The sequence below is a fragment of the Burkholderia sp. BCC1998 genome (genome assembly GCF_905339875.1).
Lineage (GTDB): Bacteria > Pseudomonadota > Gammaproteobacteria > Burkholderiales > Burkholderiaceae > Burkholderia.
The window spans coordinates 622,714-644,115 of the sequence record NZ_CAJPHE010000002.1 but is presented as its reverse complement, the minus strand read 5'-3'; the positions used below and the strand labels follow the sequence as shown (position 1 = coordinate 644,115).

19 protein-coding genes are annotated in these 21,402 nt (G+C 68.7%); 8 read left to right on the top strand and 11 right to left on the bottom strand.

The features are described 5' to 3' along the window. The 6 genes from U5A56_RS06170 to U5A56_RS06145 form a co-directional block, all read left to right on the top strand. On the top strand, window positions 1–436 hold a 436-nt coding region (locus tag U5A56_RS06170; RefSeq protein WP_321820475.1), incomplete at its 5' end, for an alpha-E domain-containing protein. A gap of 8 nt (window positions 437–444) precedes the next feature. Continuing rightward, window positions 445–1,419, top strand: coding sequence for a transglutaminase family protein (locus U5A56_RS06165; protein WP_124894338.1), 975 nt, complete (start codon window positions 445–447; stop codon window positions 1,417–1,419). A 93-nt stretch (window positions 1,420–1,512) separates the two neighbouring features. Next, the gene (locus U5A56_RS06160; protein WP_124485048.1) at window positions 1,513–4,932 is read left to right on the top strand and encodes a DUF2126 domain-containing protein; all 3,420 of its coding nucleotides are present in this window, start codon (window positions 1,513–1,515) and stop codon (window positions 4,930–4,932) included. A 212-nt stretch (window positions 4,933–5,144) separates the two neighbouring features. After that, on the top strand, window positions 5,145–7,751 hold the full coding sequence (locus tag U5A56_RS06155) for a circularly permuted type 2 ATP-grasp protein (protein ID WP_124485088.1): 2,607 nt from the start codon (window positions 5,145–5,147) through the stop codon (window positions 7,749–7,751). Then, window positions 7,745–8,821 carry a transglutaminase family protein gene (locus U5A56_RS06150; protein ID WP_321921387.1) on the top strand — a complete coding sequence of 359 codons (1,077 nt, stop codon included), beginning with the start codon at window positions 7,745–7,747 and terminating at the stop codon, window positions 8,819–8,821. The genes U5A56_RS06155 and U5A56_RS06150 overlap by 7 nt, the downstream gene beginning before the upstream one ends. A gap of 172 nt (window positions 8,822–8,993) precedes the next feature. Next, window positions 8,994–9,266: a hypothetical protein gene (locus U5A56_RS06145; RefSeq protein WP_124485046.1), complete on the top strand. Its 273-nt coding sequence runs from the start codon at window positions 8,994–8,996 to the stop codon at window positions 9,264–9,266. Between the two features lie 88 nt (window positions 9,267–9,354). On the opposite strand, the gene pip is transcribed toward U5A56_RS06145, so the two are convergent. Both pip and U5A56_RS06135 read right to left on the bottom strand, forming a co-directional pair. Continuing rightward, window positions 9,355–10,287, bottom strand: coding sequence for a prolyl aminopeptidase (gene pip, locus U5A56_RS06140; protein WP_044843979.1), 933 nt, complete (start codon window positions 10,285–10,287; stop codon window positions 9,355–9,357). A 161-nt stretch (window positions 10,288–10,448) separates the two neighbouring features. Next, window positions 10,449–10,607, bottom strand: a complete 159-nt coding sequence (locus U5A56_RS06135) for a hypothetical protein (RefSeq protein ID WP_321921385.1) — start codon at window positions 10,605–10,607, stop codon at window positions 10,449–10,451. Between the two features lie 35 nt (window positions 10,608–10,642). On the opposite strand from U5A56_RS06135, the gene U5A56_RS06130 reads away from it, so the two are divergent. Further along, the gene (locus tag U5A56_RS06130; RefSeq protein ID WP_321921383.1) at window positions 10,643–11,794 is read left to right on the top strand and encodes an acyltransferase; all 1,152 of its coding nucleotides are present in this window, start codon (window positions 10,643–10,645) and stop codon (window positions 11,792–11,794) included. A gap of 27 nt (window positions 11,795–11,821) precedes the next feature. Here the strand turns inward: U5A56_RS06130 and U5A56_RS06125 are convergent, their stop codons facing one another. After that, window positions 11,822–12,646, bottom strand: coding sequence for a multidrug ABC transporter ATPase (locus tag U5A56_RS06125; protein ID WP_321921381.1), 825 nt, complete (start codon window positions 12,644–12,646; stop codon window positions 11,822–11,824). 227 nt (window positions 12,647–12,873) lie between these two features. Here U5A56_RS06125 and U5A56_RS06120 point away from each other — a divergent pair, with 227 nt between their 5' ends. Beyond that, entirely contained in the window at window positions 12,874–13,398 is a 525-nt protein-coding gene (locus U5A56_RS06120) for a lipocalin-like domain-containing protein (protein ID WP_321812924.1), read from the top strand. A 341-nt stretch (window positions 13,399–13,739) separates the two neighbouring features. On the opposite strand, the gene U5A56_RS06115 is transcribed toward U5A56_RS06120, so the two are convergent. Genes U5A56_RS06115 through U5A56_RS06080 form a run of 8 tightly spaced genes read right to left on the bottom strand, consistent with a single transcriptional unit; the run spans window position 13,740 to window position 21,312 of the window. Next, the gene (locus tag U5A56_RS06115; protein ID WP_321921379.1) at window positions 13,740–14,804 is read right to left on the bottom strand and encodes a 2-aminoethylphosphonate aminotransferase; all 1,065 of its coding nucleotides are present in this window, start codon (window positions 14,802–14,804) and stop codon (window positions 13,740–13,742) included. Continuing rightward, entirely contained in the window at window positions 14,804–15,985 is a 1,182-nt protein-coding gene (aepY, locus tag U5A56_RS06110) for a phosphonopyruvate decarboxylase (protein WP_321921377.1), read from the bottom strand. Before aepY ends, U5A56_RS06115 begins: the two co-directional genes overlap by 1 nt. Then, on the bottom strand, window positions 15,982–17,667 hold the full coding sequence (gene aepX, locus U5A56_RS06105) for a phosphoenolpyruvate mutase (protein ID WP_321921375.1): 1,686 nt from the start codon (window positions 17,665–17,667) through the stop codon (window positions 15,982–15,984). Before aepX ends, aepY begins: the two co-directional genes overlap by 4 nt. Further along, window positions 17,664–18,431 carry a phosphocholine cytidylyltransferase family protein gene (locus U5A56_RS06100; RefSeq protein WP_321921373.1) on the bottom strand — a complete coding sequence of 256 codons (768 nt, stop codon included), beginning with the start codon at window positions 18,429–18,431 and terminating at the stop codon, window positions 17,664–17,666. The genes aepX and U5A56_RS06100 overlap by 4 nt, the downstream gene beginning before the upstream one ends. Window positions 18,432–18,467: 36 nt before the next feature. Next, entirely contained in the window at window positions 18,468–19,469 is a 1,002-nt protein-coding gene (locus tag U5A56_RS06095; protein ID WP_321811154.1) for an HpnL family protein, read from the bottom strand. Then, complete coding sequence (locus U5A56_RS06090; protein WP_044843987.1) at window positions 19,466–20,275, bottom strand: 2OG-Fe(II) oxygenase; 810 nt, start codon at window positions 20,273–20,275, stop codon at window positions 19,466–19,468. The genes U5A56_RS06095 and U5A56_RS06090 overlap by 4 nt, the downstream gene beginning before the upstream one ends. Then, window positions 20,272–20,952, bottom strand: a complete 681-nt coding sequence (locus U5A56_RS06085; protein WP_124485032.1) for a CDP-alcohol phosphatidyltransferase family protein — start codon at window positions 20,950–20,952, stop codon at window positions 20,272–20,274. The genes U5A56_RS06090 and U5A56_RS06085 overlap by 4 nt, the downstream gene beginning before the upstream one ends. A gap of 36 nt (window positions 20,953–20,988) precedes the next feature. Next, complete coding sequence (locus tag U5A56_RS06080) at window positions 20,989–21,312, bottom strand: hypothetical protein (protein ID WP_321921371.1); 324 nt, start codon at window positions 21,310–21,312, stop codon at window positions 20,989–20,991. Window positions 21,313–21,402 lie beyond the last annotated feature (90 nt).

Genomic DNA, 21,402 nt, shown 5'->3' with positions numbered 1-21,402 from the left:
AGCCGACAACACCGCGCGGATCATCGACGTGAAATACCACCTGCTGCTGCCGTCGGTGTCGCACGTGGGCACGATCCTCGACAACTACCAGTGGGAGACGATCCTGCGCTGCGTGGCCGCTCACCGGTCGTATCGCTGGGTGTACGACGTGCAGTACAAGCCGATGAACATCGCCGACTACCTGATCCTGAACGGCCGCATGCCGCGCTCGCTGCGCTATTGCTACGGGCGCGTGGTGTCGAGCCTGAACCTGCTCGCGAAGGATTACGGCGTGACACACCCGTGTCACGACACGGCCACGAAGATTCTGCAGATGCTGTCCGACACCTCGGTCGAGCGGATCTTCAAGAGCGGCCTGCACGAGTTCCTGACCGACTTCATCGGCCGCAACAACAGCCTGGGGATCGATATCGCCCAGGCCTACAACTTCGACTGAGACTTGCCATGCGACTCGCCATCCGACACATCTCGCGTTATCAGTTCGACGATCAAGCCACCCACGCGCTGCAACGGCTGCGGCTGCGCCCGCAATCGGGGCCCGGGCAGACGGTGCGCGCGTGGCAGGTCACGATCGACGGCGTCGAGCCGACGCTTTCCTATGCGGACGGATTCGGCAACCGGATCGACCTCGTGCGCCACGACCGCGGCGCGAAGAACGAGGTCGTCGTGGTCGCGGCCGGCGTCGTCGAGACGCAGGACCGCGCGGGCATTCTCGGCAACCCCGAGGGCTACGCGCCGCCGTGGATCTTCGAGCGCGAGACCGCGCTCACGAAAGCCGGCGACACCGTGCGCGAGCTCACGCAGGCGCTGCCGATCGAGCCGCACAGCCTCGATGCGCTGCACTGGCTGATGACGGAAGTGCACGACCGCATCGCATACGCGCCGAACCTGGCCGACGCGCCGGTCGATGCCGAAACCGCGCTGCAAAGCGGCGAGGGCACCAGCCGCGACCATGCGCACGCGTTCATCGCGGCCGCGCGCGCGCTGAAGGTGCCCGCGCGCTACATCTCGGGCTACGTGCTTGCCGACAGCGCGATGCAGCGCATCGCCGACGCGAAGCAGAGCGCGAGCGACGAGGATGCCGAGGAAGCGCTCGCGCTGCAGACGGGCGACGGCATGCAGCAGGTGCTCGGCGCATCGCATGCCGCACAGTCGCAGGGCTTGCCGCAGGCGGCACTCGGCGCGCAGCCGCAGGCCGTCGCGCTGATGCAGCAGCCGGCCGGTCATGCGTGGGCCGAGGCGTACGTCGAAGGGCTCGGCTGGGTCGGCTTCGATCCGTTCATGAACCGCTGCCCGGACGAGCGCTACGTGCGCATCGCCGTGGGCCTCGACTATCGCGACGCGCAACCGGTGACGGGGATTGGCGCGAGCGCCGTCGGCATCGAGATCAGCGTCGTGCAGTCGCCCGAACTGGTCTGACGCACACCTTCTCCGAACCCGCCGTGCCGTGCCGCCGCAGCGACGGCGACGCGGCGCGCGCGGCCGGTCCAACCCGAACCGAGCGGCTCTCCCATGCCCATTCACGTCGCGCTGCATCACACCACCCGCTACCGCTACGACCGGCCCGTCAACCTCGGGCCGCAGATCGTGCGGCTGCGGCCCGCGCCGCACTGCCGGACGCCGATCGTCGCGTATTCGATGACCGTCGAGCCCGCGCAGCACTTCATCAACTGGCAGCAGGACCCGTTCTCGAACTATCTCGCGCGGCTCGTGTTTCCGGAGCGCACCGAACACTTCGAGATCACGATCGACCTGGTTGCCGAGATGTCGGTGTACAACCCGTTCGACTTCTTCCTGGAAGCCAGCGCGGAGCAATACCCGTTCAGCTATGACGATGCGCTGAAGACCGAACTCGCGCCGTACCTCGCGTGCGATCCGCAGACGAGCGCGGCGCCGCTGTTCCGCGCATATCTCGACGGCGTCGACCGCACGCCGGCCGGCACCGTGAACTTCCTCGTCGCGCTGAACCAGCAGCTGCAGCACGACATCGGTTATCTGGTGCGGATGGAGCCGGGCGTGCAGACGCCCGAGCAGACGCTCGAGCTCGCGTCCGGGTCGTGCCGCGACAGCGCGTGGCTGCTCGTGCAGCTGTGCCGGCATCTCGGCATCGCCGCGCGTTTCGTGTCCGGCTACCTGATCCAGCTCACGCCCGACGTGAAGGCGCTCGACGGCCCGAGCGGCACGTCGGTCGACTTCACCGACCTGCACGCGTGGTGCGAGGTCTACCTGCCGGGCGCGGGCTGGATCGGCTTCGATCCGACCTCGGGCCTGCTCGCCGGCGAAGGGCACATCCCGCTCGCGTGCACGCCGCAGCCGACCAGCGCCGCGCCGGTGGAGGGGCTGATCGACGAATGCGAAGTGTCGTTCGAGCACGAGATGGTGGTGACGCGCGTGTACGAATCGCCGCGCGTGACGAAGCCGTATACCGAGCAGCAATGGGACGCCGTGCGCACGCTCGGCGCGCAGGTCGACGGCGCGCTGACGGCCGGCGACGTGCGGCTGACGCAGGGCGGCGAGCCGACCTTCGTGTCGATCGACGATCGCGACGGCGCCGAATGGAACACCGATGCGCTCGGCCCGACCAAGCGCGGCTATGCGACCGAACTCGTGCAGCGGTTGCGCGCCGAATACGGCGAAGGCGGCTTCCTGCATTTCGGGCAGGGCAAGTGGTATCCGGGCGAGCAGCTGCCGCGCTGGGCGCTGTCGATCTTCTGGCGCGCCGACGGCCAGCCCGTGTGGCACGACCCGTCGCTGTTCGCCGACGAGCGCGAGCCGTCCGCGTGCACGACCGAGGACGCGAAGCGCTTCATCGACGCGCTGGCCGCGCGCCTCGGACTGACCGACGAATTCGTGCGGCCCGGCTACGAGGATGTCTGGTACTACCTGTGGCGCGAGCGCCGGCTGCCCGTCAACGTCGATCCGTTCGACTCGCGCCTCGACGACGAGCTCGAGCGCGCGCGGTTGCGCAAGGTGTTCGACCAGCATCTCGACAGCGTGGTCGGCTACGTGCTGCCGATCAAGCGCACGGACGACGCGCCAGGTCTCGACGGCCCGCGTTGGCAGACCGGCCCGTGGTTCTTCCGCGACGAACGGATGTACCTCGTGCCCGGCGATTCGCCGATGGGCTATCGGCTGCCGCTCGATTCGCTGCCGTGGGTCGCCGGCGCCGACTATCCGTACCTGGTCGAACGCGATCCGTTCGCGCCGCGCGACGCGCTGCCGGACGCGGCCGCGTTCCGTGCGCGTCATGCGGGTGCGGCCGACGCGCCGCGTTACCTGGCCGGCGTGCATCGCGAAGCGTCCGCGCAAACGGTCATGCAGTTGCGTAGCGACGGCAGCGCCGCCGGCGACCGGCACGCGCATGCCGCGCAGGACCCGCAGCGCCACCCCGAGCGCTTCGAATCGGCCGCATGGATCACGCGTACCGCGATGTGCGCAGAAGTGCGCAACGGCATCCTGTACCTGTTCATGCCGCCGCTCGCCGCGCTCGAGGATTATCTCGACCTGCTCGCGGCGATCGAGCTGACCGCGCAGGCCCTCGGCGTGAAGCTCGTGCTCGAGGGCTACCCGCCGCCGCGCGACGCGCGGCTTAAGCTGCTGCAGGTCACGCCCGATCCCGGCGTGATCGAGGTGAACATCCATCCGGCGAAGAGCTTCGACGAACTCGTCGGCCAGACCGAATTCCTGTACGACGCCGCGTGGCAGTCGCGGCTGTCCAGCGAGAAGTTCATGGTCGACGGCCGGCACGTCGGCACGGGCGGCGGCAACCACTTCGTGCTCGGCGGCGCGACGCCGGCCGACAGCCCGTTCCTGCGCCGCCCCGATCTGCTCGCGAGCCTGATCGCCTACTGGCACAACCATCCGTCGCTGTCGTACCTGTTCTCGGGGCTGTTCATCGGGCCGACGAGCCAGGCGCCGCGCGTCGACGAGGCGCGCAACGACCAGGTCTACGAGCTCGACATCGCATTCGCGGAAATCCAGCGCAACAAGCTGCTGTACGGGCAGGACATGCCGCCGTGGCTCGTCGACCGCGTGCTGCGCAACCTGCTGATCGACGTGACCGGCAACACGCACCGCAGCGAATTCTGCATCGACAAGCTGTATTCGCCGGATTCGTCGACCGGGCGGCTCGGCCTGCTCGAACTGCGCGCGTTCGAGATGCCGCCGCATGCGCGGATGAGCATCGTCCAGCAACTGCTGCTGCGCGCGCTGGTCGCACGCTTCTGGGCCGCGCCGTATACGACGCCGCTCACGCGCTGGGGCACCGCGCTGCACGATCGCTTCATGCTGCCCGCGTTCCTGAAGATGGATTTCGACGACGTGCTGGCCGAGCTGCGCGACGCCGGTTTCGCGTTCGATTCCGCGTGGTTCGCGCCGCATTTCGAATTCCGCTTCCCGCTGTTCGGCCAGATCGCGGTGAACGGGATGCAGCTGTCGCTGCGCGGCGCGCTCGAGCCGTGGCACGTGATGGGCGAGGAGGGCGCGCCCGGCGGCACGGTGCGCTACGTCGATTCGTCGGTCGAACGGCTCGAAGTGCGCGTGACCGGGCTGAACGACAACCGTCACGTCGTGACCGTCAACGGCCGCGCGCTGCCGTTGCAGCCGACCGGCACCGTCGGCGAATACGTCGCGGGCGTGCGCTACAAGGCGTGGGCGCCGCCGTCGGCGCTGCATCCGACCATCGGCGTGCATGCACCGCTCACGTTCGACATCGTCGATACGTGGCTGCAGCGCTCGCTGGGCGGCTGCCGGTATCACGTCGCGCACCCGGGCGGGCGCAACTATGCGACGTTCCCGGTCAACGCGTACGAGGCCGAGAGCCGCCGGCTCGCGCGCTTCGTCGCGATGGGGCACACGCCGGGGCGGATGGACGTGGCGGCCGCCGCGCCGAGCCGTGAATTCCCGTTCACGCTCGACCTGCGACGGCCCTGATCGTCGGATGAAAGGACGCACGACGATGCGCGGTTTCCGACCTCCCGGCGCGCCGGGAGGAGTGCTAGGATGCGGGCAGACTGCGGCCGCCCGCCGCGTCTGCCGTGCCCGGCCGACGGTGCGGCGGCGCGCGGGCACCGCCGCCCCCTGACGACGGAACGATACCGACCGTGCCGCCCATTCACCCCGACGATCTCGCCGACGCCGACGCGATGCCCACGCTTTTCGATACCGGCGCGCAGCCGGACGCCGCGGAACTGGCCGCCGCGCTCGCGGCGCCGGCCGCGGCCGGCCGCTACGACGAACTGCGCGGCAGTGCCGCCGGCCTCACCGCGCCGCTGCTCGCCCCCGCATGGCGCAGCTTCTTCACGTCGATCGGCAGCGACGGCGTGGCCGACCTCGACCGCCGCGCCGACGCGCTGCAGCGCCGCATGCGCGAGAACGGCCTGTTCTACCAGCTCCACGAACAACGCGCGGGCGACGGCGCGGCCGGCCCGTGGTCGCTCGACCTGCTGCCGCTGATCGTCACGCCCGAGGACTGGGTCGCGATCGAGCGCGGCGTGCTGCAGCGCGTGCGGCTGCTGAACGCGACGATGGCCGATTTGTACGGACCGCAGACGATCCTGCAGCGCGGGCTGCTGCCGCCCGCGCTCGTGACCGGCCACCCGGGCTACCTGCGCGCGATGCGCGGCGCACGCGTGCCGGGCGATACGTGGCTGCACGTCGTCGCGTTCGATCTCGCGCGCGGCCCCGACGGCCAATGGCGGATCGTCGCGCAGCACACGCAGGGACCGTCCGGCCTCGGCTATCTGCTCGAGAACCGGCTGATCGTGTCGCGGCTCTTTCCGCGCGGTTTCCGCGGGCTGCGCGTGCAGCGGCTCGCTTCCGCGTACCGGTCGCTGCTGCAGAGCATGCAGGCGCTCAGTCCCGCCAGAAAGAATTCGCGGATCGTGCTGCTGACACCCGGGCCGCACAGCGCGACCTACTTCGAGCATGCGTATCTCGCGCGCTACCTCGGCCTCACCCTCGTCGAGGGCGGTGACCTGACCGCGCGCGACAACCGCGTCTTCCTGAAGACGCTGCGCGGGCTCGAACCCGTGCACGGGATCCTGCGGCGCGTCGACGACGCGTGGCTCGATCCGCTCGAACTGCGTCCCGATTCGATGCTCGGCGTGCCCGGCCTGCTGCAGGCCGTGCGGGCCGGCAACGTGCTGCTCGCGAATGCGCCGGGTTCGGGCTTCCTCGAGTCGCCGGGCATGCTCGGCTTCATGCCGCGCCTCGCGGAAGCGCTGCTCGGCGAAACGCTGACGCTGCCGGCCGTGCATTCGTGGTGGTGCGGCGAGGCGGCCGCGTGCGGCGACGCGCTGCCGCAGCTTGCGCGCAGCATCGTGAAGCCGTCGTATCCGCCCGAGGTGCAGGCCGGCGGCGCGTTCGACCCGGTGATCGGCGCGCGGCTCACGCCGGCGCAGCTGGCCGAATGGCGTGCGCGGATCCTGGCCCGGCCCGAGCATTACACGGTGCAGGCCGACCTGCCGTTGTCGCAGGCGCCGACCTGGCCGGGGCACGACGCGTCCGACGGCAGCGGCGGCGCGCGCATCGTGCCGAAGCCGCTCCTGCTGCGCGTGTTCGCGCTCGCCGACGGCGCGCAGCGCTGGCGGCTGCTGCCGGGCGGACTGTCGCGGGTCGGCACGCGCGATACGCTGTTCAACGCGCCGATGCCGCGCGGCGGCAGCACGGTCGATACGTGGGTGATGACCGAAGGCATCGTCGATTCGACGACGCTGCTGCAGACGCGTCTCGGCCCCGACGATCTGGTCGAGCGTCCGCGCGCGATCGCGAGCCGCGCGGCGGAGAACCTGTTCTGGCTCGGCCGCTATACCGAGCGCGCGACCAACCTGATGCGTCTCGCGCGCGCCGCGCTCGAACGGCTGCGTGGCGAGGACGACGTCGACAGTCCCGCGCATCTCGAGTTGATCGACACGTTGTGCCGCGACACCGGCCTGATCGCGCCCGACGCGCCGAACGCCGTCGATGCGCCGCGTGCGTTCCAGTACGCGCTCGCGACGTCGCTGACGCGCGGCGCGGACCGCACGTCGGGCATCGCGTCCTGCCTGTTCGGGATGCGCGGCGCGGCTGCGGCGATCCGCGAACGGCTGTCGAGCGATCAGTGGCGGCTGATCGACGACGCGACGCAACTGTTCGCCGACAGCGCCGATCATCCGGAAGCCGAGGAGCAGATCGGCAACGAGGCGCTGCAGTTGCTGGAGCGCCTCGGGCTGCTGCTCGGTGCGATCACCGGCGCGCAGACCGACAACATGACGCGCGACGACGGCTGGCGGCTGTTGTCGATCGGGCGGCAGATCGACCGGCTGGACTTCCTGTGCAGCGTGCTGAAGTTCGCGTTCGACGAAGGCGCGGTGCACCGGCAGGACGGTTTCGAACTCGTGCTGGAGCTGTTCGACAGCACGATCACGTTCCGCTCGCGCTTCCAGCGCGGCTTCGACGTCGCGCCGCTGCTGTCGCTCGTCGTGCTCGACACCGACAATCCGCGCTCGCTCGGCTGGGTCGTGCAGGCGTTGCGCGGCCGGCTGACGAAGGTCGAGCGCAGCGAGGGCTATGCGCTGTCCGAACTGGCCGAGACGATTCCGGACGTGCCCGCGTGGTCGCTGCACGAACTGTGTGAAACCGGCGACGATGGTCGGCACGACGCGCTGCTCGATGCACTCGACACGACCGTGAAGGCCGTGTGGGATCTGTCGAACCGGATCGGCGAGCGATATTTCAGCCACGTTCGCGAGGCGGGCAGGACGCTATGGTGACGCCGAAACACGCGGCGAAGACGCCGCCCGCGGCCGCCCCCGGCAGTGCGAAGCAGACAGCGGCGGCGGTCGTGCCCACGGCCTCGAATGCATCGGCCACGTCGGCCACGCCGACGACGTCGGCCGGTCGTGTCCTGCGTGTCACGCACGACACCGAATATCGCTACGCGGCGCGCGTCGAATCGGCCCAGCACCAGGCGCGGCTGCAGCCGCTCGCGACGCCGCGCCAGCAGGTGCTGTCGTTCGCGCTCGACATCGAACCCGGGCCGGAAACGGTCGGCACCGAGATCGACGCGTTCGGCAACGCGCGCGCATCGTTCGCGCTGAACCAGCCGCACGATGCGCTGCTCGTGCGCAGCCGCAGCACGGTGCGCGTGAGCCCACCCGTCTGGTCGCAGGGCGCACGCGGCGCGCCGCCGCCCGCGATCGCGCATCCCGACCCCGAGCACGCAACCGCATGGGAAGCCGTGCGCGACCGCCTGCGGTTTCGCGCGGGGCAGCCGTACGACGCGGCGAGCGAGTTCGTGTTCGCGTCGCCGCACGTGGCGTGCGATCCGGAACTGGCTGCGTATGCGGCCGCCAGCTTCAAGCCGCAGCGGCCGCTCGTGCAGGCCGCATGGGACCTGATGCGGCGGATTCACGCCGACTTCGCGTATACGCCGAACAGCACCGACATCACGACGACGGCGCTCGATGCATTGCGATTGCGCAAGGGCGTCTGCCAGGATTTCGCGCACGTGATGATCGGCGCGCTGCGCTCGCTCGGGCTCGCCGCGCGCTACGTGAGCGGGTATCTGTTGACGCAGCCGCCGCCCGGGCAGCCGCGGCTGATCGGTGCGGACGCATCGCATGCATGGGTCGACGTGTACGACCCGGCGTGGCCCGAAGACGGCGGCTGGCTGCAGCTCGATCCGACCAACGACCGCGCGCCGGGCGACGACTACGTGATGCTGTCGATCGGCCGCGACTACGCGGACGTGACGCCGCTGCGCGGCGTGATTCGCGGCGGCGGCGCGGATCAGGAGCTGAAGGTCGGTGTGACGGTCGAGCCGCTCGATGAGGCGCTCTAAGGCCAGATGCGCCGGTCGCCGGACGTTTAAGTCGTCGTTAATACTGCCCGCCTAGCATGGTGTTGCCGGCGAACGGATCGGACCCGATCCGGCGCCGGCGGCACGCACGGGTGCGTCGACGTCACGGCGCCGCGCCGTCGCGCGTCGCCATTCCCTTGCAACGGCGGCAGACATGATCAAGAACTTCGACTACACGCTCGGCAACGAGACGATAGAGCTTTGCGCGAGCTTCGGCGCGGGCCCGGCGTTCCGCCGCGTGCTCGTGAGCCGTGCGGATTCGATGGAAACGCTCGTGGTGCTCGACGCGCGTGGCCTGTCGGGCCTGCTGAAGGTCGCGACCGAGGAGCCGGAAGGGTTGCTCGACGATGCGATCCGCAAGGTTGGCGATGAACGACTCGTCGAGCGGGCGATCAGCGGCCGCACGATCGTCGAAGCGGCGCTCTGAGCGGGGCGGCGCGCGCCGGCCGGCATGGCCGGCTGCCGCGCGCCGCGCGCCGCGTGGTATTGCGCGGTATGTGCTGCGTTGCTTGCGCTTACGCCGCGAACCGGTCCGTCGCCGCGAGCAGCGCCTTCAGGATGCCCGGTTCGTTGTATGCGTGTCCGGCATCCGGCACGATCTCGAACCTCGCGTCGGGCCATGCCTTCGCGAGATCCCACGCGGTGCGTGCGGGCGTCGCGATATCGTAGCGGCCTTGCACGATCACGCCCGGAATTCCGGCGAGGCGATGCGCGTCGCGCAGCAACTGGCCTTCCTCGACGAACCCGCGATTCACGAAGTAGTGGTTTTCGATCCGCGCGAACGCGAGCGCGTAGTGGCCGTCCGCGAAGTGCGCGGCCAGCGCCGGGTCGGGCAGCAGCGTGATCGTGCGGCCTTCCCAGAGGCTCCATGCGCGCGCGGCTTCGAGTTTCGCGGCTTCGTCGTCGCCCGTCAGCCGGCGATGGTACGCGGCCATCAGGTCATCGCGCTCGGCTTGCGGAATCGGTGCGAGGAATTCTTCCCACAGGTCCGGGAACAGCCACGACGCGCCTTCCTGGTAGTACCACAGCAACTCCGCGCGGCGCATCGTGAAGATGCCGCGCACGACGAGTGCGCTGACGCGTTGCGGATGCGTCTGCGCGTAGGCGAGGGCGAGCGCGCTGCCCCATGAGCCGCCGAACACGAGCCACTGTTGCGCGCCGACCATCTCGCGCAACCGCTCGATGTCGGCCACCAGGTCCCAGGTCGTGTTGTTGTCGAGGCTCGCATGCGGTGTGGAGCGCCCGCAGCCGCGCTGGTCGAACAGCAGGATGTCGTAGCGCTCGGGATCGAACAGGCGGCGATGGTCGGGGCTGCAGCCCGCGCCCGGACCGCCGTGCAGGAACACCGCGGGCTTGCCGGACGGGTTGCCGCAGCGCTCCCAGTAGATGCGGTGGCCGTCGCCGGTGTCGAGGTGGCCGTGGGCGTAGGGTTCGATCGGTGGGTACACAGGCAGGCTCCGGGTGAGGGTCGGCAGGGCGGCGGACGACGCACGGGCCGGTGGGCGATCGGAATACGGCAGCGCCGGTATCGCGGATATTGCGGCGCCGCAGATTCGTTGTGTCGGCATCGGCCCGGCGGCCGCCGGGCAAGGCTTGTCATTATGCCCATTCATTCCGGCCGTTGCGTGCGACGGCGCAGCCGGTTGCACGGCGCGGCATGGCGGCCGGCATGCTCGGCGGAAATTTTTTTCAGCAATTTCGTTTCGATATTTTTCAGACAAAATCCCGGCGGCATATCGGCGCACCGATCGCGGGCGCCGGCCTTCATTCCGTTCCTCCGCCGTGCCAACGGGAAACGAACCGATGAACCATCGCGTCAAGCAATTGACCGGGTTGCGCGCCGTCGCGGTCACGATGGTCGTCGTCGGCCATGCGGAACGCGTGCTGCCGGGCGGCTATACCGGCTGGCTCGCGCCGCTGCGGCTCGTCGCCGACGGCCGGCTCGGCGTGCTGATCTTCTTCGTCCTCAGCGGCTTCCTGATCACCAACGTGCTGCGCGCGGAGTTCGCGCGCACCGGCGGGATCGCGCTGACGTCGTTCTACGTGCGCCGCGCGCTGCGGATCTGGCCGGCGTGCTACGTGTATCTCGCGACCGTCGGTGTGCTCGCCGCCGTCGGCTGGCTCGACGTCGAGCGCCGCCAGTGGCTGTATGCGGCGCTGCATCTGTGGAATTACTCGGCATGGTTCGGGCTGAGCGGCGACAACGCGCTGCATCCGGACGGCGCGTGGTATCTCGGCCATTTCTGGTCGCTCGCGCTCGAGGAGCAGTTCTACTGGTTCTGGCCGCTGCTGTTCGTGTTTGGCGCCCGCCGTCGCGGCACGCGCTGGCTGGCCGCGCTGATCCTGGCCGTGCCGCTCGCGCGCGCGCTCACGTATTTCGTCGCGCCGGCGCTGCGCGGGCAGCTCGGGATGATGCTGCATACGGGCGTCGATCCGATCCTGATCGGCTGCTACGCGGCGCTCGAACGCGAACGGCTCGAAGCATGGATCGGCTCGTGGCGCGGCGAGACGCGCATCGTGACGGCGCTCGTCTTCATCGTGCTGTTCGGGATGCCGCTTGCCGAACATCGGCTCGGCGGCTTCTGGAATGCGACCTACGGCGTGACGCTCGAGGCCGCGCTGATCGCGATCGTGATCGTCGTGCTGAATTTCCGCAGCGAGTTCTGGTGCGCGCGCTGGCTGCGGGCCGCGCCGGTCGTGTTCGTCGGCACGATCTCGTTCAGCCTGTATCTGTGGCAGCAGCCGTTCGCGAATCCGGGCCTGCCGGTTGCGCATGCGTTTCCGCTTGGCATCGTGTGGGCGCTGCTGGCCGCGACGGGCAGCTACTTCCTCGTCGAGAAGCCGTTCCTGCGGCTGAAGGATCGTTTCACCGCGCGCGAAGCACGACGCCTGCGCGACGATGCGCGGCGGATGCCGGCGCCGACCGACGCGATCGGGCCGAAGGTGGCGGAATAGGCTGGCGAGTCGCGGCCCGCCGCCGCGTCACTTGAAGCGCTTGACCGCCGTCGGCGAATACCAGAAGGTCCGGAACATATCGGTTCCGTACGACTTGCCGTCGTATCGGACGACCGTGCGCGCGGTTCGCTTGCCCGTATCCGAGTAGGTGCCGTCTTCGCGTTTCGTTTGCGTGATGTGCGCGGTGATCGACAGGTCCGCAAAGCCGTGGCTCATCGTCTTCTCGACGGCGATCGTCATCTTCGCGTCTTCGCTGCGCGCGTCGCCGGCACCGGCGCCGCAAGCCTCGCCTTCGACGCTGATCCAGCCGTACAGATTGGTGCCGAACACCGGCCGGATGCGGTTGCCGTCGCGCACCCATAGTGTCAGCTCCTCGCCGGCATTCGCGTCGGGACAGCTCGGCCCTCGCGCGCTGCTCACGAACACGACGCCGAACGCGCGTACTTCGGGCGACAGACGGTACGGCGCGGTGTCGATGCGATAGCTGTTCGGGCCGACTTCGGTGGTGGCGTCTTCCTCGACGGTCGATTTCTCGGCCGCGACGACCTTGCCGCCCTCGACCAGCGCGACGATCTGCAGCTTGCGGCTTTCGTCGGGGTTCTTGCTTTGCGGCAGCGTGTCGAACGCGACGGCCGCGATCGTCGTCTGCGGCGCGTTCGGCATCGCCTTGCATGCCGATGCGATGACGAGCCGGTCCGCGTCACGCGTCGCGATGCGTGCGCTCGCGATGCCGGCCCAGCGGGCGACGGCCGTGACGGTTGTGTCGTCGCAAGGCTGATCGGCGGCGGCGTGAACCACGGGTGAGGCGGCGAGCGCCAGAAGCGGGACGAAACGAAGGATTCTCGGAGGCATGGGGGGAACGTCTTTCTAGTTGTGGATGTTGCGTGACGGCCAACTACGATCCTAGCCGATTGCTCCCGATCGCGGCCATCGATCGGTACTTGTCGGCGGGACGGTCATCGCGCGGGCACGCTTGCACACGCGCCGAACATTCGCGGCAGCGGCGATTGCCTCCGCCTTTCCTTGCTTGCGTTCTATATTTGTCGTCATGGGTCAGTTTGCGAGAGGAGGGAGGGACCGTGAATCGTATCCACATCGTCACCGCTGCTTCGCGATGGGTGCTTCTGGGGCTCGCGGTGCAATCGGGCGCTGCGTTGAGTCAACAGCAGCCGGACAAGTCATTGGACCAGCAGCTGGCCGGTGCATGGACGTATGTCTCGGTCGACACCGTCCGCCCGGACGGAAGCCGCACACCCATGTACGGATCTGATCCGCGCGGTCTGGTGATTTTTGATGGCCATGGTCACTACGCGCTGGTGAATTCGCGCAGCGACTTACCCAAGTATGTGTCCAACGATCGAATGAAAGGCAGTGCAGAGGAATATCGCGCCGTGGTGCAAGGTTCGATCGCACATTTTGGCACGTACGTCGTCAACGAAGCAGACAGAACCATCACCTTTCACATAGAAGCAAGCACGTTTCCGAACTGGAACGGTGTCGAGCAACGCAGGCCGTTTGTCCTCTCGGGAGACGAGCTCAGATGGACCACGCCCTCAGCCTCCGGGGGAGGCTCGGGTGAGGTCGTGCTGAGGCGAGCCAAATGACTTCGAATACAGGCCGAGTGTGTGTCGTCACTGCCGCGGAATGACGGGACGCGGGATTGAACTGGCCTGCTTTGGCATGTTGCGTCGATGCCGGCAAACAAAGCGATCGGTCGGACAGATCGATATCAAGATGAAACCGATCCGACGCTCGACCGGGCACCGGCTCGCAACTGCGCCCAACGTACGGTTTTCGTCGGGGCAATGACGGCATTGGTTCGCCGACAGCCACTCGCATGTGCCCGCGGCCGGCCAAATGTCACCTGCACAGTCGAGTCTTTCCCCGAACCTCGCAAACAACAAAAAAGGCCCTTGCGGGCCTTTCGTCGACGAAGCGAGTAGTGTTACTGCGTCAGCGCCGTAAAACCCTCCAGCAACCGCTCGACATCAGCTGCTTGAATCGCGCCCATCGTCGAGATCCGGAACAGCTCCTTCGACAACCCGCCTTGCCCCGCATAAATCACGAAGCCGCGCGCCTTCAGCCCGTCGTGCAGCGTCTCGTAGGTGACGCCTTGCGGCAACCGATACGCACGCAGCACGACCGACGACGCGCGTTCCGGCAGCACGAGCGACATCCCGCGCGCCGCGAGCCCGGCCTGCGCCTGATCGGCGAGCGCCTTGTAGTGCGCATGGCGCGCACGCCAGCCGCCGGCCTCATCGAACTCGCGCAGCGCCTCGACGAGCGCGTAGTACGCGTGCACGGACGGCGTGAACGGCGTATTGCGCTGATCCTGCAGCTTCGCGAGCCGGCCGAGATCAAGGTAATACGTGCGGCTCGCCGCCTTCGCGAGCGCGCTGCGGCGCACGATCACGAACGCGGCACCCGGCACGCCGTGCAGGCACTTGTTCGCGGTCGCGGCGACCGCGTCGATCACGCCGCCGGCGAAGTCGATCGCTTCGGCGCCGAAGCTGCTGACGCCGTCGACGAGCATCTTCACGCCGCGCGCACGGCACACGTCGGCGATCGCGCCGAGGTCGTTCAGCCGGCCGGTCGTCGTTTCGTGATGAATCACCGCGACGTGCGAATAACCGCCCGCGTCGAGACGCGCGGCGATCTGCGCGAGATCGGGCGCCTGCATCCATTCGTGCTTCAGCACCTCGTGCGCGATTCCGTACTGCGTCGCGATCTGCGTGATGCGCTCGCCGTACACGCCGTTCTCGATCACGAGCAGCTTGCCGTCCTGCGGCACGAGCGCCGCGATCATGCTCTCGACGGCGGCGGTGCCCGAGCCGGTCATCAGCACGGCGGCCCATTCGGCCGGATCGAGCTCGTACGCGGCGACGAGGCGCGCACGCGCTTCATCCTGCAGATCGAAGAATTCGCTTTCGCGATGGCACAGGTCGGGTTGCAGCAGGCTGCGGCGCACGCGTTCGGTGAGCGTGACCGGGCCGGGATTCAGCAGCAGCATCAATGAGCTCCTTCGGCGTGGGCTTCAGCCTGTGCGGCGCCGATATGCCGCATCAGGCGGGTCTTGACCTCGACCGGCGTGACGGTCGGGCGGGGCAGGCCGTCGGGCACGCCCGTACGGATCGCCACGCGCACGAACTGCGCACCGTCGGTCCGCGCGGCGAGCGTTGCATCGAGCACGTCGAGCGTGTCGCCTTCGACCGCCGACGCATAGCCGCATGCGGCCGCGACACCCGCGAACGACACATGCTGCGACACAGTCGCCTGGCCGCCCGTCGATTCGTGTGCGCCGTTGTCGAGCAGCACGTGCGTGAGGTTGGCCGGGCCGTAGGTGCCGAGCGTCGCGAACACGCCCATGCGCATCAGCGCGGCGCCGTCGCCGTCGATGGCCACCACGCGCAGGTCGGGGCGCGCGAGCGCGAGACCCAGCGCGAGCGGCGTCACGCAGCCCATCGAGCCGACCATGTACAGCTGGTTCGGGCGGTCGTCGATCGCATAAAGCTCGCGGCCGCAGAAGCCGGTCGACGCGAGCACGACGGTCGAATCGACCGGCGTGTGCGCGATCACGCGCTGCAGCGCGTCGTGGCGGGTCGGCCACGCGTCGGCCGACGCGGCACGCGACGACGCTTGCGCGGCGACATGCGCGCGCGGCGCGGCCGCCGGGTTCGCCTTCAGCTCATACGGCGCGACGCTGCCTTTCTGCATCACAAGCGCGTACGGGCGGCCCGTCGCGTCCATGTGCGCGATCGCGCGGTCGAGCGCCGGGCCGACCTGTTCGGGGTCGGTCGGGAACGTCTCCCACGGGATCTCCATCGTGTCGAGCATCGCCGGCGTGATCGGGCCCATCAGCGCGTGCTGCGGCTCGTCGGCGACACCCGGCTGGCCGCGCCACGTGACGATCAGCAGCTGCGGCAGCCGGAACGTCCAGGTCAGCGACGTGAGCGGACTCACCGCGTTGCCGAGCCCCGAGTTCTGCATCATCGCGATCCCGCGCTTGCCGCCGAGCGTGGCGCCCGCGATCAGCGCGACCGCGTCGCCTTCGTTCGCGGCCGACACGTAGTGCAGCGTCGGGTCCTGCAGCACGTAATTGATGAACGGCGTCAGGTACGAGCAGGGCACGCCCGCGTACCAGTCGAAGCCGCGCTCGCGCGCGGCCTCGACGAACTGGGCCGCTTCGATCATTGCGCGCCCCCGTTGCCGGCGCCCGGCTCGGACAGCGGCGTCTGGCCGTGCGCGAAGTCGCCCGCGCGGCGGAAGTCTTCCAGATCGTTGACGCCGCGCCAGTGGCCGTGCACGTACTGGACCTCGATCTTCTCGCCGGCGGCGATCAGCTCGTTGAGCAGCGACGGGATGTCGAGCGTGTCGAAATCGGGGCGTGCCTGCAGCGTCGCGAGCATCGCCTTCAGGCGATCGACGCCCGCGCCGCGCACGTTCAGGAGACCGATCCAGCGGCCGTGCGGCGTGCCGGCGGCGACGTCGCTCGACACACGTTGCAGATACGTCTTCTGGCCGAACAGGCCGCGGTCGTCCGCCGCCGAGCACAGCGCGAAGTCGCGCACGCTCTGGTTGGTTTCCGTCAGCGACGAATCGACGACGACGCTGAACTCGGCCTCGCTCTCCGCGAGGTCGCGCACGATGTAGCTGCGGAACAGCAGGTCGCCGTACGAGATCACGGTGTCGCCGGTCAGGCGTTCGGCCGCACATGCGAGCGACGCGAGTTCGCCCGTCTGCGCATGGCGTTCGTTGACCACGAGCTTGATGCCCGACGTGTCGATCGCGTCGGCGCGATAGCCGCCGACCACGGTGATGTCGTTCACGCCGTGCGTCTTGAAGCCGTCGACGAGCCAGCGCAGCAACGGCTTGCCGGCGACCGGCAGCATGACCTTCGGCTTGTCTTCGGTGACGGCTTCGAGGCCCTTGCCGCGGCTCGCGGCGAGCACGATCGCGGCGTTCGACGCGCGCGACGACGACGACAGGTAGATGCGCTCGGCGGCCGAGTACTCGTCGGCGTCCTGCAGGCGGAAGATCTCGTTGACCGATGCAACGCGGTCCTCGACGTTGATCAGCGTTTCGCTCTCGTGGATCTCGCGCGCGGTCGCCTGCATTGCGGATGCCGACGCGCGGATCAGGTGGTTCGCCCAGATCACGGTGCTGATGCCGGCCTGGCGGAACACGTCGGTCGGCGTGCTGTAGTACTTGGTCGGCACGATCACGAGCGGCGCCTTGCCGCTCCATTCGCGCGCGAACTGCAGGATCTCGTCCGGGCGCGACAGCTTGCTGTGGATCAGGATTGCGTCGGCGCCGGCTTCCGCGTACGCGTTCGCGCGACGCAGCGCCTCGTCCATCCCCCAGCCTGCGATCAGCGCTTCGACACGCGCGACGATCGAGAAGTCGGGATCGCTCTGCGAATCCTTGCCGGCCTTAATCTTGCCGCAGAACTCGTCGATTTCCGCGAGCGGCTGGCGCTCGCCGCCGATGAAGCTGTTGGTCTTCGGGAACTGCTTGTCCTCGATACAGACGCCGGCGATGCCGCGCTGCTCGAGCTTCTTCACGAGGCGGCGCACGTTGTTGAAGTTGCCGTAGCCGGTGTCGCCGTCGAGCAGGATCGGCAGGTCGCTCGCGTCGGCCATGAACTCGAGCACGTCGACGACCTGCGTCCAGCTTGCCTCGTTGTTGTCGCGCACGCCGAACTGCGCGGAGATCGCGAGGCCCGATGCCCAGATCCCCTTGAAGCCCGCTTCGCGGACGATGCGCGCGGACAGGCCGTTGTGCGCTTCCATCAGGAATTCGAGTTCGCTGCTGACGAGCATGCGGCGCAGGCGTGCGCTGCGCGATTCGGAGAAGTTGGGTTCGCGTGCGTTCATCGTGCGGCTCCGGCGGTCGTGCGTTGAATCAGGGGGAGAATCTCTTGCGTCGCGCGTGCGACGTCGTTCGGGAAGTCGATCTCGATCCACGGCGAACCCGTGACGTCGGCGACGTCGAACGCGTGGCCGCCTTCGAGCAGCAGGTCGCGCACGGCTTCCTCGTGCGGCATGTTCGCGCGGCCGCTGTCGACGTAGCCCGCGACGATTTTCGCGAGGCGGCGCGCGGTGCCTTCGGTGAAGCGGAAGAAGCCGACCGACTCGCCGATCGTGTCGTAGTCGAGGTCGACCGCGAGCTGCTTGCGCAGCTCGACCGGCACGCCGTTCTTCAGGCACAGCTTGACGGGCTCGTCGCCGGCCTCGAAGTCGCGATCGATCAGTAGGCGGTCGATCGACTTGTCGGCATCGGCGACCAGCGCGTGCAGGATGTTCTCGTCGTACAGCACGTCGGCGTCCATCAGCAGCACGTCGCCGCCGCGCGTCATCGCATCGGCGACGGTGTGCACGGTCAGCACGCTGCCGAGGTCGTAGCGCTCGTTGATCACGATCTCGGCGGTGCGGCCGAGGCGCTTCAGTTCCTGCTCGACCTTCTCGTGCTGAAAGCCGAGCCCGAGCACGATTTCATCGACGCCCGCGGCGTCGAGCACGCGCAGATGGCGCTCGAGCAGCGACACGTCGTCGAAGCGCAGCAGGCACTTCGGGAATTGCGCCTCGGGCGGTTGTTGCAGGCGCAAGCCGAGGCCTGCCGCAAGAATGATGGCTCGCATGGGTTCTCCAACCAAAAAGCCGGCGGATCTGAACGATCAGTCGGCGATGGGCTGCGGCGCACGGCGCCGCTGCCAGTTTCTTTCACTGAAATGCAGATAGAGCAGGCCGGGCAGGCCGAGCGCGAGTTCGCGCGCGCGCTTCGCGAGCGACAGCGCGAGCGCCGCGTCGGGCGGCAGGCCGACCAGCGGGGCGAGCAGCAGGTAACCGCCTTCCTGTGCACCGAGCGAGCCCGGGATCGCGAATGCCGCACCGCGAATCGCCTGGCCGACGCTCTCGAGCAGCAGCGCGTCGAGCCAGCTGACCGGGTGCCCGAGGAAGTGCAGCGCGAGCCACACTTCGGCGGTGCCGACGATCCAGCCGGCGAGGCTCAGGGCGAAAGTCTTCGCGACCTTCGCGCGATCGCGGTACAGCGCGCCGACCGCGTCGTCGATCGCGTCCGCGCGGGTCGCCAGCGACGACCAGTCGCGCGGGCCGAGCAGCTTCGACGCGAGGCGCAGCCCGCGGCCGAACAGCCCGCGCCGCTGCGCCGCGTAGAACGCGACGGCCAGTGCGCCGAGCACGCCGGTGGCGATCAGCGCCGGCGTGCGCAGGTGAGCGACCGACTCGTGCGTCGCATACACGCTGAACGTGGCGATGCCGATCAGCGCGAACGCCATCTGCGCGAGCGCCTGCATCGTCGTGCTGACGGTGACCGCGGCGGCCGCGTCGGCCATCCGCGTGCCGCGCTGCGCGAGGTGGCGCACCATCAGCACCGGGCCGCCGATCTGCCCGGCGGGCAGCAGGCTGTTCACCGATTCGCCGACCCAGCGCGCGCGCAGCGCGTTGCCGAGCTCGGCGCCCGGCTGGCCGCGGCGGAACATCACCGAGATCGCCAGCGCGTCGATCACGAGCGGGACGACGTGGAATGCCGCGACGAGCGCGATGCCCCAGCCGGCCGCGAGGAACGTCGACGCGACCGCGCCGACGCCCTGCCACGCGAGCAGGGCGACGAACAGTGCCGTTCCGAGGGACAGCAGGATCAGGCCGGCGCGTGTCATGACCCGCTCGACCGGCGCGTAGCCAGCTGCTTGAACACCTGGCGGAAACCGAAATACGCGATCGCGTCCTTCATGTTCGAAATGAAGCGCTTCCACGGCCGCATGCCGGGGTTGGTCACGTATTCGAACGTGAGCGACACGCGCGTCTCGTTCTGGCCGAGCGGCGTGATGCGATGGCGCAGCTTGTCGCCGTCGAACAGCACGATGCCGCCGTCTGCGATCTGCACGGAACCCGGTTCGTCGGGCACGTCGGGATTGCGCGTATGCAGTTCGTAGTCGAGCCGGCACGACGACTCGTCGATCACGCCGATCAGCAGCGTGTAACGACGGCCGTCGTAGTACGACGTGTCGTAGTGCCAGCCGATGTGGTCGCCCGGCTTCGTGTAGTAGTACAGCGCGTACGCATGCGGATCGTCGTCCGGCGACAGCATCAGCTTGTCGCCGGTGACCTTCTCGAGGAAGCCGATCAGCGCCTTCGAGCGGTACAGCTCCGCGATGTACGGCGCCTGCTCGTCGATCGTGTGCCGGCTCACGCTGCCGCCCTGCTTGTGGCCGGGCAGGTAATTGCGGTTCAGGCCGGCCTGCATCGCGCGGGCGGCGGCCGCGAGCTTCGCGTGCGCGTCGGCCGGCAGGAATGCGTCGAGGTACAGGAACGAGCCCTGGCGCGTGTAGTCGCCGCGCAGGCGGTCGAGGTCGAGACGGCCGACGCAGTCGGCCACGGTGCGATCGGGATCGGCCGCTGCCGCGCGCGCAGGCGCGGGGCGTGCCGGGCTCAGCACGGAGTCGTCGCGCGTGCTAGGAGTCATTTGGAAACCTGGATTTCGGTAGGGTTCTGCGGGAGATTGCCGCGGCGGACGATGCGCCACCAGTCGATCACGACCCACGCGGCGAACAGCGGGGCGCCGATCGATGCCGCGAGCAGGAACGGCTGCACGCCGTCGACGAGCGTCACGATCGGCAGCAGGTAGAGCACGTCTTCCGTCTCGAAGCCGCCGGCGAACGCCTGCTTGGTGCCGGCCTTGCCGGCGATCGATTCGATCCGCATGCGCAGGAAGAAGATCAGCGCGACGGCCGCACCGGCCACCGCGCCGAGCAGCACCGGCGACGCGGCCATCTGGCCGCCCTGGGCGACGATGCCGAGGCCCATGCTGACGAACAGCGCGACCGTCACGAGCGCGTCGGCCGCGAGGTCGTAAAAGTGACCGATCTTGCTGGACTTGCCGCTGATGCGCGCGAGTTCGCCGTCGGTGTGGTCGACGAAGTTCGACAGCACGATCAGGAATGCCCCCGCGTTGATCCAGCCGAAGCCGCCTTGCGCGAGGCACCAGGCACCGGCGAGGCCGATCAGCAGACGAAGGGTAGTGAGGTGATTCGGGGTGACGGGCGTGTCGATCAGCGGGCGTACGAGCGAGCGCGCGAGCCGCGCATCCCAGGTGCGTGGCAGGGGCGGTTCGGAACGTGTGGCGGTTTTTCTTTGGTCCATCGGCGAAATATATACGGAATTGTAATTTGTTGCTTTTTATTCGATCAATGTCCTGACATACGGGAGTGTTACCGCGTATTCCGGACATCGGCCGGTTGCGAACCGGATGCGCGAAACGGCGTTCGCACAGGCGGGCCTTACCAGCTTCAGTGTGGTTCGCGTCGCGCGGCTGTCAAGGGCGGACGGGCCTTGCGCGCGGGCGCGGCGGCGCTCCGCGCGCGTCGTCGCGTTGATGTGCATCAGGCCCGCAAAAGCCGCGTCGGGCGACAATCGGCCGCGGCGATCGCCGATCGGCCGTCGCATGCAGATTCCCCGCGTTTGCGCGGTCAATCCGGAAAGATCTCGATCGATTGGCGTCAAGCAATTTGTAATCCGCGTGCGGCAAATTGGCGGTCCGCTTTCGCGCACCTTTCGACTGCATTCGATGCGCAGCCGGCTCCCTGTCACAGA

Coding starts and splice junctions, on each gene's coding strand:
- U5A56_RS06125 (WP_321921381.1), bottom strand. CDS start 12,646: ATGCCTCCGAGAATCCTTCGTTTCGTCCCGCTTCTGGCGCTCGCCGCC.
- U5A56_RS06085 (WP_124485032.1), bottom strand. CDS start 20,952: ATGGACCAAAGAAAAACCGCCACACGTTCCGAACCGCCCCTGCCACGC.
- U5A56_RS06150 (WP_321921387.1), top strand. CDS start 7,745: ATGGTGACGCCGAAACACGCGGCGAAGACGCCGCCCGCGGCCGCCCCC.
- aepX (WP_321921375.1), bottom strand. CDS start 17,667: ATGAACGCACGCGAACCCAACTTCTCCGAATCGCGCAGCGCACGCCTG.
- U5A56_RS06130 (WP_321921383.1), top strand. CDS start 10,643: ATGAACCATCGCGTCAAGCAATTGACCGGGTTGCGCGCCGTCGCGGTC.
- U5A56_RS06100 (WP_321921373.1), bottom strand. CDS start 18,431: ATGCGAGCCATCATTCTTGCGGCAGGCCTCGGCTTGCGCCTGCAACAA.
- U5A56_RS06135 (WP_321921385.1), bottom strand. CDS start 10,607: ATGAAGGCCGGCGCCCGCGATCGGTGCGCCGATATGCCGCCGGGATTT.
- U5A56_RS06160 (WP_124485048.1), top strand. CDS start 1,513: ATGCCCATTCACGTCGCGCTGCATCACACCACCCGCTACCGCTACGAC.
- aepY (WP_321921377.1), bottom strand. CDS start 15,985: ATGATCGAAGCGGCCCAGTTCGTCGAGGCCGCGCGCGAGCGCGGCTTC.
- U5A56_RS06090 (WP_044843987.1), bottom strand. CDS start 20,275: ATGACTCCTAGCACGCGCGACGACTCCGTGCTGAGCCCGGCACGCCCC.
- U5A56_RS06115 (WP_321921379.1), bottom strand. CDS start 14,804: ATGCTGCTGCTGAATCCCGGCCCGGTCACGCTCACCGAACGCGTGCGC.
- U5A56_RS06095 (WP_321811154.1), bottom strand. CDS start 19,469: ATGACACGCGCCGGCCTGATCCTGCTGTCCCTCGGAACGGCACTGTTC.
- U5A56_RS06145 (WP_124485046.1), top strand. CDS start 8,994: ATGATCAAGAACTTCGACTACACGCTCGGCAACGAGACGATAGAGCTT.
- U5A56_RS06155 (WP_124485088.1), top strand. CDS start 5,145: ATGCCCACGCTTTTCGATACCGGCGCGCAGCCGGACGCCGCGGAACTG.
- U5A56_RS06165 (WP_124894338.1), top strand. CDS start 445: ATGCGACTCGCCATCCGACACATCTCGCGTTATCAGTTCGACGATCAA.